The organism is Aquibium microcysteis (genome assembly GCF_014495845.1).
GTDB lineage: Bacteria > Pseudomonadota > Alphaproteobacteria > Rhizobiales > Rhizobiaceae > Aquibium > Aquibium microcysteis.
Map to the genome: position 1 here is coordinate 2,699,668 of NZ_CP061080.1, position 16,036 is coordinate 2,715,703.

The window sequence follows — 16,036 nt, forward strand, 5'->3', positions numbered from 1 at the left end:
GTCCTCGCATGCGCGGTGGGAACCGGCATCCGCGCGGGGCGCGCGGATGCCGTCTCGTCGGGCTGAGATCATCAGCTCGGATCGCGGCCCTTCATGTAGGCGTTGAGGTCGAAGGAATCGGCGTTCTCCTTGGTGATCACGGCGAAGCCGTTGTCGACGAAGGGGATCTGCATGGGGTTGTAGCCCGACACCTTGTAGTCGTTGAACGGGTCGAACATCTCGGGCCGCGTCGCGAGGAAGGTGGCGATGAAGCCCATGAAGCCCTGCACGCCCTGGTTGGGGTTGAGAGACATGTGGATGTTGCCGGCCTTGATGTGCTCCAGCGTCGTCGGCGTCACGTCGGCATGCATGATCAGCACCTTCGCTTTGGCCTCCAGCACGGCCGCCACGGCGCCTTCGGCCGAGCCCGCCTCGGGGATCCACATCGCCGCGAGATTGGGGTTGGCCTGCAGGATCGAGGCCGTCGCCCGGTAGGCCGCGTTGGAATCCTGGTTGGTGGCCTGGCGCCCGACCAGCTTCATCTTCGGATAGTTCTTCTCGAAATAGGCGATCAGCGCGGTGACGCGCAGGTCGTGGTTGCTCTGGCCCGGGTTCTCCAGCACCGCATACTCGGCGCTGTCGCCCACCTGCTTGACGATTTCTTCGGCCGCGAACTTCGCCTCGGCAAGGTTGTCGGAGGTGATGTAGGCGGTCCGCTTCGATTTCGGCGAGTCGGCCGCAAAGGTCACCACCGAGACGCCGCCGTCGATCGCACGGTTGATCGGCTCGATGAACGGATCGGACTGCATCGGATGCAGCAGGATGCCGGACGGGTTCTTCACCAGGTCCTGCTCGAACGAGGCGATCTGCTTGGTGATGTCGTAGTCGGGCGTGCCCGAGAACACGGTCTCGCAGCCCATGGCTTCGGCGGCCTGCTTGAAGCCCTGGTAGACAGGCACCCAGTAGGGATGCGCCGACACCATCACGTTCATGACGAAGGTCTCGCCGGGCTCGCACTGGAACTTGCTCTGCGCGAATGTCCCCGCGGTCGAGGCGAGGACGGCCGTCATCGTTGCCGCTGCCAGGGGCGCGGCCAGTCCGAATGTCTTCATTGTCTCCTCCACTTTGGCTCCTGCCACCGCACCGATGCTGCCAGCACGGCACAAGGTTTGCAAGAAATTTCACTGCGCGAATGTTATCGCGACGTCGCGGATACAATCAGCGGTCACGCACCCTGTCAAGTGAATCGACATAAAATTCTATCGATGAAATTTCTTTCAGCACGCGTTGCGAGTGGCCGCATCGCCGCGCGGTGCGGTCTGCGCAGCGACAGGAAAAACAGGGACCGTGTACTCAACTCGGGATAGCAGCGCGTCCGCCTGAGCGGCGGGATCACGCGGACTACGTAGACGGTCACCGCATTTCCCGGCGCCGCATTTCAAGCCGACTGCATTTCCCGCCCCTTGTCGCCCCGGTCCCGCCCGCCGGCCGTCGATCGCCGCCCCCGCCAGGAGCCGCAAATCCCGCCGCTGGTCGCGCACCCGTTGCCGCATCGGCAACGGGCGGTCCGAATCATTCTACTTTATTCGAACGTCCGTCGGCCGCATCATCCGCTCCGACCTCAGAGCTCAGCCGGCGCACGGGAACGCGCCAGGGTCCACCAACGGGAGATCGACCATGCCTGAATTCCGCAGCACGCGCCGTCAATTCCTCCAGACCGCCGCCACCGTCGGCGGCCTCGTCGCCAGCCACAGCCTGCTCAACGTCACCCGCGCCTCGGCGCAGTCGCCGGCCAAGGTCAACATGCAGCTCGGCTGGCTCGCCTCCAACGGCATCCTCGGCGAAGTGGTGGCCATCAAGAAGGGCTTCTATGCCGAGCAGGGCGTCGAGCTCACGATCACGCCCGGCGGCCCGAACGTCGACGGCGTCGCCAGCGTCGCCTCCGGCCAGGCGATGGTCGGCCAGACCTCGTCCAGCCCCTCCGTCATGCTCGCCCGCTCGGCCGGCATCCCGATCAAGGCGATCGCCGGCGGCTACCAGAAGCACCCCTTCACCTATTTCTCGCTCGCCAAGGATCCGATCCGCGAGCCGAAGGACATGATCGGCAAGACGATCGCGACCCAGCCCACCGCCTTCATCCTCGCCCGCGCGCTGCTCGCCAAGAACGGTATCGCCGAGGACCAGGTGACGCTGGTCAACATGGGCGCCGACATGAACCAGCTGCTCACCGGCCAGGCGCAGGCCGCCACCGGCTGGCTCACCAACACCAACGCGCTGAAGATCCTGGGCGACGACCGCGTCGACATGATGCTCTGGGATACCGGCATCCAGCTCTACGCCAACGTCTACTTCGCCACCGACAAGGCCATCGCCGAGACGCCGGACGTGCTGGCGAAGTTCATCGCCGGTTCCGCCATGGGCTGGGGCTACGCCAAGGACAACCCGGAAGAGGCCGTCGAGATCCTCGTCGAGGCCTATCCGAACCTCGACAAGGCGAGCGAGCTCGAAGCGGTCAAGCCGGTGCTCGAGTTCAGTTTCGGCGAGACCACCAAGGCCGAGGGCTGGGGCGCGATGAACCGGGCGAACTGGGAGGCCCAGCTGAAGACCTACGCCGATCTCGACCAGTTCAAGGGCACGGTGCCGACCGTCGACGACATCATGACGCTGGCGATCCTCGAAGCCACCGCCGACATCCGCAAGAAGGTCGGCTGAGGTCATGGGCGCGAGCGCGCTGGCCCGGTCGGCCGCCATGCCCGCGGCACCCGCAGAGAAGGCGGACGTCGCCGTCGCGGTTCGCGGCGTGGACGTCGTCTTCGGCGAGAGGGACAGCGCCGTCACCGCGCTGTCGGGGGTGTCGGTCGACATTCCCGCCGGGTCGCTGGTCACCATGCTCGGACCGTCGGGCTGCGGCAAGTCGACCCTGCTGCGGGCCATCGCCGATCTCGTACCGCTCAGCGCGGGCGAGATCACGGTGCTCGGACGGTCGCCGGAGCAGGCGCGGCGCGAACGCAATTTCTCCTTCGTCTTCCAGGACGCCACGCTGCTCCCGTGGCGCAGCGCCATCGACAACGTCCGCCTGCCGCTCGAGGTCGGCGGCGGCGGCTCGGCCCACGCCGAACCCGCCGAACTGCTGGAGCTCGTCGGCCTCAAGGGCCGCGAGAAGGCGCTGCCGTCCGAGCTCTCCGGCGGCATGCGCCAGCGCGTGGCGATCGCCCGGGCGCTGGTCTCGCGGCCGAAGATCCTGCTGATGGACGAACCCTTCGGCGCGCTCGACGAGATCACCCGCGACAAGCTCAACGAGGAGCTGCTGCGCATCTGGCGCGAGACGGGCACGACGATCATGTTCGTCACCCACTCCATTCCCGAGGCCGCCTTCCTCGGCCAGCACGTCCTCGTGCTCGCCTCCCACCCCGGCCGCGTGAAGGAATTTGTGACCGTCGACCTGCCCGCCGAGCGGCGGCTGGCCATGCGCGACACGCTCGAATTCGTGCAGATCACGGCGCATCTGCGCCGCCTTCTGGAGGAATGCTGATGGCCGACGTCGCGCATCGCTCCCCTGCCCTCAACCAGACGGCCGCCTTCGGCTTCGCCGACCGGTTTCGCGACAAGCTTCCCGCCCTGCTCGCCGTTGTCGGGCTCGTCGCCGGCTGGCAATTCATCGTCTGGGCCTTCTCGGTGCCGACCTACATGGCGCCCGGCCCGCTCGACGTTCTCGCCTCCTTCCGCGACGACGGCTGGACACTGTGGAGCAATTTCTGGCCGACCTTCTTCGAGTCCGTGCTCGGCTTCATCTTCGGAAATCTCGTCGCGATCCTGCTCGCGATCTGGTTCGTCCATTCACGCACGGCCGAAAAGGCCTTCTATCCGATCGCCGTCTTCATCAACACGATCCCGATCATCGCCGTGGCGCCGATCCTGGTGCTGATCTTCGGCAGCGGCTACCTGCCGAAGGTCATCATCGCCGCGCTGATCTGCTTCTTCCCGACGCTGGTCAACATGGTGCGCGGCCTGAAGGCGGTCACCCCGGCCACCCTCGATCTGATGCGCGTCCTTTCGGCCTCGAAGAGCGAGATCTTCTGGAAGGTGCGCATCCAGAGTTCCCTGCCCTTCCTCTTCGCGGCGCTGAAGATCGCCAGCACCACCTGCGTGATCGGGGCGATCGTGGCGGAATGGATCGGCTCCAACTACGGCCTCGGCGCGCTCATCATCGAGGCGACCTACAATTTCCGCTCGCCGCTGCTCTACGCGACGGTCTTCACGGCGGCGCTGCTCGCCGTCCTGCTCTTCACCCTCGTCTCGGTCGCCGAGACGCGCCTGATCCGGTGGAAGACGTCCGACGTCCACTGAGACCGCAACGTCTGTCGACCAGAAAAAAAACGGAGGAACACCATGGCACCCGTGACCATTCGTGAAGCCGCGCGCGAGGCGACGGTGGCCGACCGCTCCGACGTCGTCGTGGTCGGCGGCGGACCGGCCGGCATCTCGGCCGCCGTCTCGGCCGCCCGCAACGGCGCCAGCGTCACCCTGCTCGAGCGCTATCCCTATCTCGGCGGCCTCGCCTCCGGCGGCATGGTGCTGGTGCTGGACGACATGCACAATGGCGAGGAGATCACCGTGCGGGGCATCTGCATGGAGATGATCGACCGCATGCGTGCCTGGGGCCTCTGCGTCACCCCGCCGGAAGAGGACCTGCGGCCCGGCGTCCGCGAGACCGAGGCGATGTGGCGCAAATGGGCGCGCTGGGGCCTGTTCGACTTCCACACCCAGACCATGCCGCACCCGGCCTGTTTCGCCGCCGCCTTCGATCCCGACGCCTTCAAGCGCGCTTCCTACGCCGTCATCGGCGATGCCGGCGTCAAGCTGCGCGCCCATTCCTGGTTCTCCTCGGCGATCGTCGAGGACGGCGCCATCAAGGGCGTGATCTGCGAGACCAAGGAAGGCCGCCAGGCGATCCTCGGCGACGTGGTCATCGACGCCACCGGCGATCTCGACGTGGCGGCGAGCGCCGGCGCGAAGTCGCAGGAGAGTTCCTTCATCCTCACCACCGTCTCGCGCTGGGGCGGCGTCGATACCGACCGCGCCGAGGCCTTCCAGTTCGAGCGGCCGGAGGAATTCGCCAGGCTCGACCACGAGGCCAAGCGCATCATCGGCGGCTGCTGGAACTTCTGGTGGCTGAAGACGCCGCTGCCGGGCGTCGTCTGGCTCAACTGCCCGCACGTGCCCAAGCTGCACGGGCTGAAGGTCGCCGACCTGACCGCCGTGGAGATCGAAGGCCGCGCCCGGATGGAGCGCCTGATGACCTTCGCGCGCGAGAACATGCCCGGCTTCGAGAAGGCCTACGTCGTCGACTTCGCGCCGCAGACCGGCGTGCGCCAGACGCGCATGCTGGAAGGCGAGTACGTCGTCACCAAGGACGACGTGATGCAGCGCCGGCACTTCGCCGACACCGTCTGCCGCGGCCGCGACTACTACACGCCCTACCGCGCCATGCTGCCGCGCGAGGTCGACCAGCTGATCGTCGCCGGCCGGCACTATTCCGCGACGCCGCAGGCACAGAAGTCGAGCCGCGAGATCCCGCCCTGCATGGCCATGGGCGAGGCCGCCGGCATCGCCGCCACCGTGGCGCTCAACGCCGGCGTCAAGGTGCGCCATGCCGACGTCGCCGCCATCCAGCGCCAGATGCGCGCCCAGGGTGCCGATCCGGGTGACGTCCCGTCCGAAAACGCCATGCTCCTGGAGGCCGCCGAATGAACCCTCTCCCGCTCGACGGCGTCCGGGTGATCGACTTCACCCAGGTGATGATGGGTCCCTGCTGCACCCAGATGCTCGCCGACTACGGCGCCGAGGTCATCAAGATCGAGAAGGACCGGATCGGCGACCTGTCGCGCTGGTCGCTCGGCTCCGATCCGGACGGCCTGAACAACCCGGTCTTCTCCTCGCTCAACCGCAACAAGAAGAGCGTCGCGCTCGACCTGAAGTCGGACGCGGCGAAGGCGCAGGTGCTGGCGCTGATCGACGGCGCCGACGTCGTCGTCAGCAATTTCCGCCCGGGCGTCATGGAGCGCATGGGCTTCGGCTACGAGGAGCTTCGGGCACGCAATCCCGGCATCGTCTTCGCCATCGGCTCCGGCTTCGGGCTCGAAGGCCCCAACGTCCACAAGGGCGGCCAGGACGTGCTGGCCCAGGCGATGACCGGCGTCATGGCGCGCAAGGCCGACGCCACCCAGGCCACGTCGATCTACTCGACGGCGCTGTGCGACTATTCCGCCGGTATGCACCTGGTGCAGGGCGTGCTGCTCGCCCTGCTGCAGCGCCAGAAGACCGGCCTCGGCCAGGTTGTCTCGGTGTCGCTCTACAACTCCATGCTCGCCATGCAGATGCAGGAGGGTGCGGCCCACATGATGCGCGGCAAGGACCTGAACTGGGCGGCCTTCCCGCTCACCGGCGTCTTCGAGACCACCGACCGGCCGATCGTCATGGTCGGCGCCTTCAAGCAGAACCCGCTGCGCGACATCTGCGAGGCGCTGGAGATCGACGACCTGTCGCAGGAGGCGCGCTTCGCCGATCTCGACCGGCAGATGGAGCACAAGGCCGAGCTGCAGGCCGTCTTCCGCGCCCGCTTCGCCGAAAGGAGCTGCGACCACTGGCTGGCGCGGCTGGAGAAGGTCGACATCCTCTGCGCGCCGGTGCGCACGCTGGCCGAGGCGCTGGAGGACGAGCAGACGCTGGTCAACCGCATGATCCTCGATGCCGGCCGGTCGCCGAACGGCCCGATCCGCCTCATCGGCAGCCCGATCGACATGTCGGCCGCGCCGGTCGTGGTCCGGCATGCGCCGCCGCGTCTCGGCGAACACAATGACGAGGTGCTCGGCATGGCCGACGAGCGCCGGCGGGGGGCTGCATGAGCGTCCGCCTCGACATCGCCGACCGCGTCGCGCGCGTCGTCATCGACCGCGCCGACCGGCTGAACGCCATCGATGCGGCGCACGAGGCCGAACTGGAGGCGGCCTGGCAGGAGATCGAGCGCCGCGGCGACGTCTCCTGCGTGGTGCTGACCGGTGCCGGCGAGAAGGCCTTCTGCGTCGGCGCCGACATGAAGGACGTCGGCAAGTCCGGCCTCGAATACTGGGCCGACGCGCGACCGCACGGCTTCGGCGGCATCGCCTACCGGCGCTCGCTCGACGTGCCGGTGATCGCCCGCGTCAACGGCTATGCGCTCGGCGGCGGCTTCGAGATGGTGCTCGGCTGCGACATCGTCGTGGCCTCCGAGAAGGCGCAGTTCGGCCTGCCTGAAGGCCGCGTCGGGCGCATGCCGCTCGACGGCGGCATGGTGCTGCTGCAGCGCAAGATCCCGCACAACCTCGCCATGGGCGTCATGCTGACCGGCCGCCGCTTCTCGGCCGCCGAGATGGCCGGCTTCGGCATCGTCAACGAGGTGGCGCCCGCCGATGGGCTCGACGCGGCCGTCGACCGCTGGGTGGCCGACATCGTCGCCAATGCACCGCTGTCGCTGCGCGCCATCAAGCAGACGGTCAACCGCACCGGGCATCTGTCGCCGGCGGAGGCGCAGGCGCTGCGCACGCCCGCCCTCGTCGCAGCGCTCGCCAGCGAGGACTCGCAGGAAGGGGTCCGCGCCTTCAACGAAAAGCGTGCGCCGGTGTGGAAGGGACGGTAGGGTCGCCCGACCATCCATCGCGGAGGAGCGACCCGTCACCATGCATGCCGCCGTCTTGCGCTACTTCGTCGCCGTGGCGCGCGCGGGCTCGATCCGCAAGGCTTCGGAGGAACTGCACGTCGCCAGTTCCGCCGTCAGCCGCCAGATCCAGAAGATCGAGGACGAGCTCGGCACGCCGCTGTTCGAGCGTCTGCCGAACGGCCTGCGCCTCACGCGGGCCGGCGAGATCGCCCTGCGCCACGCGCGCGACACGCTGCACCAGTTCGACATCATGCGCGGCGAACTCGGCGACCTGAAGGGCAAGAAGACCGGCCGCGTCCACGTCGCCTGCCTCGACAGCCTCTCGGTGCAGTTCCTGCCCGAGCGGGCGATGACCTTCCACCGCCTCCACCCGGCGATCGACCTCCGGATCCGCAACGACAACTACAGCCAGATCTTCGGCTTCGTCGCCGATGGCGACGTCGACGTCGGCATCACCTTCGACCTCGCCCGCCCGGAGGACATCCGCCGCGTCGCCGGCGTGCCGATGCCGCTGATGGCCATGGTGGCACGGGGCCACCCGCTGGCGAAGCAAAAGTCCGTCACCCTGCAGGAATGCGCCCAGTTCAACCTCCTGCTCCAGCTCGACAACGAGGTGATGAGCTCGATGATCTCGATCGAGCTCGCCGCGCTCGACCGGACCGGCCGCACGCTGGTCGCCACCAACAACCAGATGATGCTGAAGCCGCTGATCCTGGCCGGCATCGGCGTCGCCTTCTTCACGCCCATCGGGCTGCTGAACGAGTTGCGCGAAGGCAGCGTGGTCGCCCTCCCCATCGCCGGGTCGAGGCTCCAGGAACTCGAGATTTCGGTCATGGTGCCCCGCAACCGCCCCCTGACCGGGGCCACGCAGGCCTTCGTCGATTTCATCGCCGCCGAACTGGTCGCCTACAGCAAGGACATTCACGCGGTGCTGAACCGATGAGCATCACCGTCTCCGTCGAGCGCTACCTGCCGGCCCCGGGCCACGCAGCCGCATCGCGCGACGTTGCGGTCACCGCGGGCGCGGACGGACTGGCAGCGACGGGAAGCAGCACCTCCGGCGCCGGCCTGCTTGCGCTGCCGGCGCCCGTCAACGCCCATGACCACGGCTACGGCATCCGGCCCTACGACTTCGGCGGCCTCGACGACGCGCTCGAGCCCTGGATCCCCTTCATGCGGCTGCGGCCGAAGACGGATCCCTATCTCGAAGCCCTGGTGGCCTTTGGCCGCATTGCGCGATCGGGTTGCGGCGCGACGATGCACTGCCACAACTCGCTCAACGTCGCGACGCTAGTCGACGAGGCGGGCGCGGTGGTGCGGGCCGCGCGCGACGTCGGCATCCGGCTCGGCCTCTCCTGCCCGCTCCTCGACACGTCGCCCTTCGTCTATGGCGGCCTGCCGGAACTGCTGCCCGGCCTTTCGGCCGCCGAGCGCACCCGCGTGGAAGCGCTGGCGCCGACCTACGCGCCGATCGGCGAGCAGCTCGCGGCCGTCGACGCCATCGCCCGCCTGCACGGCTCCGGCATGGTCGACGTCCAGTACGGCCCGATCGGCCCGCAATGGGCGAGCGACGCGCTGCTCGAAGCCGTCGCCGAGGCCTCGGCGCGGACCGGCCGGCGCATCCACATGCATCTGCTCGAAAGCCCGCGCCAGCGCGTCTGGCTCGACCGGCGATTCCCGCAGGGCGTCGTGCGGTTCCTCGACGAGATCGGCTTCCTGTCGCCGCGGCTGGCAGTCGCTCACGGCGTCCAGCTCAGGCCGGACGAATGCGAACTCATGGCCGAGCGCGGCGTCATCCTCGCCAGCAACCCCTCGGCCAATTTGCGCCTGCGGTCGGGCGTCGCGCCGGTAGAGGCGATCCGCAAGGCGGGACTGTCCTATGCCATCGGCCTCGACGGCACCGGCATCGACGACGACCAGGACATCTGGCGGGAGATGCGGCTGTTCCATCTCCTGCACGGCGGGCGCGGTCTGGACCCGGCGGTCCCGACCGCCGAAATCTTCGACGCCGCGATCCTGCGCGGCGCGGCCGTCGTCAACCAGCCGCCGGCCCGCGACCTCGTCGTCGTCGACTATGCGGCCCTGTTGGAAGACGCCATGTTCGACGATCTGGACGAGGCGGAGCTGCTGCTGGGCCGCATGACGGCCGGCCACGTGCGCGGGCTCGTGGTCGGCGGCCGCTCGGTGGTGGCGGACGGACGGCTGGCCACGGTCGACTTCGAGGCGGCGCGCCGCGAGCTGGTCGGTCAGGCGCGCCTTTCAGCGGGCAAGCTCGGCGGGCAGCGCGACGATGCGCGCTTCCTCTCGCAGGTCGTCCGGCGCCACTTTGCGGGCTACGCCGGCTGATCCTTCCCCCGCTGCTCCCAGCCGGCGACCAGCGGATGGTCGAGCTCGGTCCTGCGGGTGGCGTCCCAGCCGCCCGGCGAGTGCCATCCCGTCACCGCGTCGCCGAAGAAGTCGCGGTTGACCGCCTCGAACGGCTTGTGCTGCGGCTTCATCTCGCCGTCCCAGACGATGGCGTCGACGGGGCAGATCGACAGGCAGAGCCCGCAATTGATGCATTCTTCGGGATGGATGTAGAACATCCGTCCGCCTTCGTAGATGCAGTCGACGGGACAGGCGGCGGTGCATGAGCCGTCCTTCACGTCGATGCAGGGCTCGGTGATGATGTAGGCCATCGTGCCGTCGGATCTCCTCGATGCGGCGAGTGTCGCAGTCGGATGCGTTCCAAACAATCATCGATTGTCGTCATCAGCGTTGCCGATCGGGCAACGGATCCGCCGCCGGCATTCACTCCTCCCCGTAACCGGTCATTTCGAGATAGCCGCGGCCGTCATGGCTGCCGCTGACGGTGACCGGTCCTTCCCAGTAGGGCACCGTCAGCCCCATCCAGGATTGGTCGTTCAGCGCCGCGACCGTCACGTCGAGACCGCGCTCGGCCAGGGTCACCCGCCAGCGCGTCGGCACCCGGCGCCCCGCCACCGGGCTCTCCGCGAGCGGCACCGCCGCGAATGCGCCGTCGGCATAGGCGGTCGCCGTTCCGTCCGGTTCGATCCAGGTCGCGGACGTGAAGTCTCCGCCGGTCGCATCGCGCAACCGGAAGCCCATCAGCTTCTCGCCGCTGGCGAAGGACAAGGAGAACCAGTCCCAGCCCGACTGGGTTTCGGCGAGCGGCTGCGACGACCATTCCCGGTCGAGCCAGGCCGAACCGCGCACCGGGATCTCCCCTTCCGGCAGGACGAGCCTGCCTTCGACCTCGAAGAAGGGCTGCGAATAATAATGGCTCGCCTGCCCCGCCGCCGACTTGACCGAGAAACCGTTCTGGCCGTGGAAGACGAGCGGCCCGGCGGCGCGCATGGTCATCTCGTAGGCGAAATCCGTCCCCGTGGCGGCCAGCCGGGCGGTGCCGAGGAGGTCGCCGGTCATGTGCCAGTCGTCGATCCAGGCCTGGAAGGGCGCCGCGGTCACCCCGGCCTGTCCCGTCCCGCCGCGCCCGAAGCGCTCGGCGGCCCTGTGCATGGTCGCACTCGTCACCGCCGCGTGGCCGAACCACACCTGCGGGCTCTCCCATCCGCCCGCCTCACCCGGTTTCAGCGCCGAGCGGAACAGCGTCCATTGCAGGCCGTAGGGCGTGCCGTCGGGGCCGGTCAGGTTGGCGGTGACGTACCACCACTCGATGCGGAAGTCGGGGTGAGCGCCGTGATCCTGGGGGAACGACAAGGCGCGCCCCGGCTGCGGCAGGGCGAAGCCTTCGGCCTCCGTTCCGAGCCCGGCGAACCCCTGCGCGAACGCCGCGCCGCAGCCGAACAGCCAGACGATGACGGCAAGCGACCGGATGCTATCGTTCATGGGCGAAGATCCTGAGCAGGGCCGCCGGCGCCATGCGCGACAGCCGCAGGGCGGGCCAGGACGCGGCGGCAAGCGCTGCCGCCAGCGTCAGCAGCACCAGCCGGGCATATTCCAGCGGGAAGAGATACATCGGCAGGCGCCAGCCGAAAGCCTCGACGTTGACGATGGCAAGCAGCACCCAGGCGAGCAGCAGCCCGAGCGGGATGGCGAGCAGCGCCGTCAGCATCGCCAGGAGCACGGTGCGCAGCACCTCCAGTCCCGCCAGGCGCCGCTGCGTCACCCCCATCGCCCAGACCGGCGCGAGCTGCGGCAGCCGCATCGCCGCGAGCGTCAGCAGGCTCATCAGGATGGAAAAGGCCGCGACCGCCAGCGTCAGCACGTTGAGCGCGCCGGTGACGGAGAAGGTGCGCTCGAACACCGACAGCGAGAACCGCTTGATCGCAGCCTGGTCGATGATCGACGCCGGCGGCAGGCCGAACGTGTCGACGAGCGCGCTCCGCAATGCCGCGGCATCGCCCGTTCGCAGGCCGAAACGCGCCGCCGCGACGGCCGGATAGGCCTGCCGGAACAGGTCTTCGGCCATGATCGCCTGGCCGATCGGATTGCCATAGTCGCCGACGATGCCGGCGATGGGCAGCGTCACGCCCGGCGCCACCGTCAGCGGATCGCCGAGCGCGAGGCCGGCACGGCGCGACAGCTGCTCGTTGACGATCAGCGCGCTGCCATCGGCCACGCGGTCCCAGACATCCGCCTCGGCGGTGAGGAAGCGCCAGTTCTCGCGGTAGGTCCGCCCGACCCGCGCGCCGTAGAGCTCCGCCGGCAGCCCGGCGAGTTCGGTCTCGACCGAGAGGATCGGCAGGATCTCGTCGGCTTGCGTGCCGAGGAAACGCTCCAGCGCCGCACGATCCTGAACCTCCGCCGCGTCGACGTAGAGTTCGGCCGACAGGCGCTGGTCGAGGAAGCCGGTGAAGGTCAGCCGGAAGCTCGACACCATGGTGGAGACGCCGACATTGGCCGCCATGGCCAGCAGCAGCGCCATCAGCGCGAGGCTGAGACCCGGCAGCTGCTGCCGGCTGTCGGCCCAGAACCATTGCGCCAGAACGCCCGTCGACCGGTCCTGCCCCGCCTTCAGGATCACGGCGAGGCAGAGCGGCAGGGCGAGCGCCCCGCCGAGGAACAGGCAGGCGAGGATGGCGAACCCGGCCACCAGCCCCGTGCCCATGGCCGCGAACCCGCCTGCGGCAGCGAAGAGGACGAGTGCCGTCGAACCCTGGACCAGCCGCCCGCGACCCGACGCGACCGCCCAGGCCCTGCCGCCGGCGCTCGCCAGGATCGGCATGCGCGCGATCCGCCACAACGCGCCGGCCGCCGCGGCCAGCGCGCCGCCGACGGCCATGCCCAGGCCGGAGGCCCACCAGACGGGCCGGATCTGCAGCGTGCCCGCGACGTCGGTGCCATAGAGGCCGCGGACCGTCGCCGCGACGTCCGGCAGCAGCACTGCTGCCACGACATATCCGAGCACGATCCCGATGGCGCCCGCCAGCGTCGCCAGCGCGACCAGTTCGAGGATCATCAGCACGATCAGCCGATCGAGCGGGACGCCGAGCGCGCGCAACGTGCGCACCATGCCGCGCCGCTGCTCGAAGGCGAGTCCGATCGCCCCATGCACGATGAAGATGCCGACCGCGAAGCTCAGGAAGCCGAAGGCGGTCAGATTGAGGTGGAAGCTGTCGGTCAGGCGGCCGACGTCGCTCGCCCCGTCGGCCCGCTGGCGGACGAGGTCGGGGGCCACCTCGGCAAGCGGCCGCTGGCGCAGCGGCTGGACCTCGGCGACCACAAGCCGGTTGATCTGCCCCGCCCGGTCGAGCAGACGCTGCGCCACCCCGATGTCGGCGATCACGGTTCCCGGCGCGATCGAGGCATCGACGATCACCGGGTTCGGCAACGCGCCCCGCAGCACGTCCGCCGCCTGCGGCCCGGCCAGCAGCGTGTCGGCTCCGAGGAAACCGGCAAGGTCGGTGCTGCCGAGCGCCGTGCCCGCCGCGGCGCCGGCCGGCACCGTCAGCGGGTCGATCCCGACCAGTCTCAGCGACGTCGTGCCCGCGCGAAGCCGTCCCTCGACGACCGGGCTGACCAGCCACCCGGCGCGGCGCAACGCGACGAAGCGCTCCTGCGGCATCGTTTCCCCGGCCGCCGGCACGAGCTGGTCGAGCCGGCCCTCGCCCAGCGTCGCGGCCGCCGCATCGTAGCTCGCGCGCGCCTCCGCGTTGATCGCCTGTACGCCCGACCACAGGGCTGTCGCCAGCGCCAGCCCGACGACGAGGGTCAGGAACTGGACAGGGTTGCGGCGCCAGTGGGAGACGAGCGCGGCGAGCGTCGCCGCCGTCATGCCAGACGTCCCCGGCTCAGATGCGCGTGCCGGCCGAGCCTGGCCGCCAGGCGCGGCGAGTGGGTGACCATCAGGAGCGCGGCACCCGCCTCGCCGACGAGGCCGAGGAACTGGTCCATCACCTCGTCCGCCGTCCTCTCGTCGAGATTGCCGGTCGGTTCGTCGGCGAGGATGAGCCTGGGGCGCGCGGCGAGCGTGCGGGCGATCGCCACGCGCTGCTGCTGGCCGCCCGACAGCTGCTCGGGATACTTGCGCAGATGCGCTTCGAGCCCGAGCGCCGTCGCGAGATCGCGAAGCCTCGTCTCGTCCGCGCCTCCCGACAGCCGGGCCTGGAAGGCGATGTTGGCCGCGACGTCGAGCGAGGGGATCAGGTTGAACTGCTGGAAGACGATACCGATCGCCTTTCGCCGCAAGGCCGCGCGGCCCCGGTCGTCCAGGGCCGTCACCTCCGTCCCGTCGATCAGGATGCGGCCTCCATCCGCGCGATCGAGCCCGGCGACGAGATGCAGGAGCGTGCTCTTGCCGGAGCCGGACTCGCCGGTCAGCGCCAGGCTCTCGCCTGCGCCGAGCGTCAGCGTCACCCCGCGCAGGACCGGGACCGGCCCGTCGGGACCAGGGTAGGATTTGGTGATGGCGTCGATGTCGAGAAGCATGCCCGGAAGCTATCGCACGCGGCGCGAAGGGGAAGCCGTCCCGGCCGGATTTCCCTCTCCCGGAAATTGGCAGGCGGGGATCCGCCACGCGGTCCCCGGATGAGGAACGCTGCCCCGACCTGCACCGACGGGCGACGAAATTGATCATGACATGCATGCCACCCGCCATACTGAAGAACACAATGCTGCTGGCAGTGGAGGCAAGGCTGAGATACGGTAACGTCGTCTTCGAGCGAATGCGGGAGTCTTCCGATGTCGGGACGGATCTTGGCGACGGCTGCGCTTCTTGCGCTCTGCCCAACACCGTTGCTGGCCCAGAATGCCGCAGCACTCAGCGGGACATGGCGTTGCGTGATGAACTCGGTCCCCGCAACGGTAGAAACGACCGTGTATCTCGCGCCCGACTTTTCGGCCGTCGCCGACGGCATCGTCATTCTCAATGGGACGAGCGGTTACTTTCCCTACACCCGCGCGAGCGGACGATGGAGTATTGGTCCGGGCGACAACGGGCAGGCCATGGTTCGCATCCAGATCGCTCCGCCAAACCAGGCGATGTTTTCACTGTTCGTGATCCCGCGTGACATGAACAACATGTACAACTATTTCGCGCATCAGGACGCCCGCGTGGAGACCGCCTGCCAGCGCATCCGTTAGGCGCCCGAACTCCTCCCTATCGATCATGCAACCGATGGTCGGTCACGGGCATCACCGGAAGAGATCGTGCGGTGCTGGACTATCTCCGCACCGCCAGCCAGATGACGTGGCGCGCCCCTCCCCCGCCGCGCCGGGCCCGAGCCCTTGTTTCCTCGACATCGAAGCCCGCCTGCCCGAGACGGCGGGTGAACCCGGCGTCCGGTCCGGAGGACCACACCGCCAGTACCCCGCCCGGCCGAAGTGCCGCCCGTGCCGCGGCGAGGCCGGCGCGATCGTAGAGGGCGTCGTTCGCCGCCCGGCTCAGCCCTTCCGGCCCGTTGTCGACGTCGAGCAGGATGGCGTCGTAAGAGGCCTTCGCCGATCGGATCAGGTCGGCGACGTCGTGTTCGCGCACGAGAACGCGCGGGTCGTCGAGCGATCCCTCGAAGATCGGCGCCATCGGCCCCCGCGCCCATGCCACGACCTCCGGCACGAGTTCGGCGACCGTCACGCGGGCGCCCGGCCCGAGCGCAGCCAGCGCCGCGCGCAGCGTGAACCCCATGCCGAGCCCGCCGATCAGCACGTGCGGCGCCGCGCGGCCGCCGATGCGCGCACAGGCCAGCTTCGCCAGCGCCTCCTCGGAGCCGCTCAGCCGGCTGTTCATCAGTTCGTTGGTGCCGAGCATGATGGAGAATTCGCCGCCGCGCTGCTTGAGGCGCAATTCGCCGCCGCCGGGCACGCGCGCGCTGTCGAGCTGGATCCAGGGTATCATCGGTCTTCCATAGGCCGCCAGATTGCCGTCGACAACGCCGATCGCATCGATGGGCCGAGACGGAC

At 69.0% G+C, this 16,036-nt stretch carries 15 protein-coding genes; 9 read left to right on the forward strand and 6 right to left on the reverse strand.

Annotated features, from left to right (window positions below; all coding sequences use genetic code 11):
• Window positions 1-71: 71 nt before the first annotated feature.
• Complete coding sequence (locus IAI54_RS12580; protein ID WP_187972657.1) at window positions 72-1,091, reverse strand: substrate-binding domain-containing protein; 1,020 nt, start codon at window positions 1,089-1,091, stop codon at window positions 72-74.
• A gap of 565 nt (window positions 1,092-1,656) precedes the next feature.
• On the opposite strand from IAI54_RS12580, the gene IAI54_RS12585 reads away from it, so the two are divergent.
• Genes IAI54_RS12585 through IAI54_RS12620 form a run of 8 tightly spaced genes read left to right on the forward strand, consistent with a single transcriptional unit; the run spans window position 1,657 to window position 10,021 of the window.
• Window positions 1,657-2,691 (forward strand): ABC transporter substrate-binding protein, encoded by a 1,035-nt coding sequence (locus IAI54_RS12585; RefSeq protein ID WP_187972658.1) that lies wholly within the window; start codon window positions 1,657-1,659, stop codon window positions 2,689-2,691.
• A gap of 4 nt (window positions 2,692-2,695) precedes the next feature.
• The gene (locus IAI54_RS12590) at window positions 2,696-3,511 is read left to right on the forward strand and encodes an ABC transporter ATP-binding protein (protein WP_187972659.1); all 816 of its coding nucleotides are present in this window, start codon (window positions 2,696-2,698) and stop codon (window positions 3,509-3,511) included.
• Window positions 3,511-4,326, forward strand: coding sequence for an ABC transporter permease (locus tag IAI54_RS12595; RefSeq protein WP_187972660.1), 816 nt, complete (start codon window positions 3,511-3,513; stop codon window positions 4,324-4,326). Before IAI54_RS12590 ends, IAI54_RS12595 begins: the two co-directional genes overlap by 1 nt.
• Window positions 4,327-4,368: 42 nt before the next feature.
• Entirely contained in the window at window positions 4,369-5,730 is a 1,362-nt protein-coding gene (locus tag IAI54_RS12600) for an FAD-dependent oxidoreductase (protein ID WP_187972661.1), read from the forward strand.
• Entirely contained in the window at window positions 5,727-6,884 is a 1,158-nt protein-coding gene (locus IAI54_RS12605) for a CaiB/BaiF CoA transferase family protein (protein WP_187972662.1), read from the forward strand. The genes IAI54_RS12600 and IAI54_RS12605 overlap by 4 nt, the downstream gene beginning before the upstream one ends.
• A complete protein-coding gene (locus tag IAI54_RS12610) occupies window positions 6,881-7,654 on the forward strand; it encodes an enoyl-CoA hydratase-related protein (RefSeq protein ID WP_187972663.1) in 774 nt (257 codons plus the stop codon). Before IAI54_RS12605 ends, IAI54_RS12610 begins: the two co-directional genes overlap by 4 nt.
• A gap of 40 nt (window positions 7,655-7,694) precedes the next feature.
• Complete coding sequence (locus IAI54_RS12615; RefSeq protein ID WP_187972664.1) at window positions 7,695-8,618, forward strand: LysR family transcriptional regulator; 924 nt, start codon at window positions 7,695-7,697, stop codon at window positions 8,616-8,618.
• On the forward strand, window positions 8,615-10,021 hold the full coding sequence (locus IAI54_RS12620; RefSeq protein WP_187972665.1) for an amidohydrolase family protein: 1,407 nt from the start codon (window positions 8,615-8,617) through the stop codon (window positions 10,019-10,021). The genes IAI54_RS12615 and IAI54_RS12620 overlap by 4 nt, the downstream gene beginning before the upstream one ends.
• Here the strand turns inward: IAI54_RS12620 and fdxA are convergent.
• The 4 genes from fdxA to IAI54_RS12640 form a co-directional block, all read right to left on the reverse strand.
• Complete coding sequence (fdxA, locus tag IAI54_RS12625) at window positions 10,009-10,353, reverse strand: ferredoxin (protein ID WP_187972666.1); 345 nt, start codon at window positions 10,351-10,353, stop codon at window positions 10,009-10,011. The two genes, IAI54_RS12620 and fdxA, sit on opposite strands and share 13 nt — an antisense overlap.
• A 112-nt stretch (window positions 10,354-10,465) precedes the next feature.
• Window positions 10,466-11,524: a lipocalin-like domain-containing protein gene (locus tag IAI54_RS12630; RefSeq protein ID WP_187972667.1), complete on the reverse strand. Its 1,059-nt coding sequence runs from the start codon at window positions 11,522-11,524 to the stop codon at window positions 10,466-10,468.
• The gene (locus tag IAI54_RS12635) at window positions 11,514-13,913 is read right to left on the reverse strand and encodes an FtsX-like permease family protein (protein WP_187972668.1); all 2,400 of its coding nucleotides are present in this window, start codon (window positions 13,911-13,913) and stop codon (window positions 11,514-11,516) included. The genes IAI54_RS12630 and IAI54_RS12635 overlap by 11 nt, the downstream gene beginning before the upstream one ends.
• Window positions 13,910-14,566 carry an ABC transporter ATP-binding protein gene (locus IAI54_RS12640; RefSeq protein WP_187972669.1) on the reverse strand — a complete coding sequence of 219 codons (657 nt, stop codon included), beginning with the start codon at window positions 14,564-14,566 and terminating at the stop codon, window positions 13,910-13,912. Before IAI54_RS12640 ends, IAI54_RS12635 begins: the two co-directional genes overlap by 4 nt.
• A gap of 252 nt (window positions 14,567-14,818) precedes the next feature.
• On the opposite strand from IAI54_RS12640, the gene IAI54_RS12645 reads away from it, so the two are divergent.
• Window positions 14,819-15,220 carry a hypothetical protein gene (locus tag IAI54_RS12645; protein ID WP_187972670.1) on the forward strand — a complete coding sequence of 134 codons (402 nt, stop codon included), beginning with the start codon at window positions 14,819-14,821 and terminating at the stop codon, window positions 15,218-15,220.
• A 79-nt stretch (window positions 15,221-15,299) separates the two neighbouring features.
• Here the strand turns inward: IAI54_RS12645 and IAI54_RS12650 are convergent, their stop codons facing one another.
• On the reverse strand, window positions 15,300-15,971 hold the full coding sequence (locus IAI54_RS12650) for a spermine/spermidine synthase domain-containing protein (protein ID WP_187972671.1): 672 nt from the start codon (window positions 15,969-15,971) through the stop codon (window positions 15,300-15,302).
• Window positions 15,972-16,036: the final 65 nt, after the last annotated feature.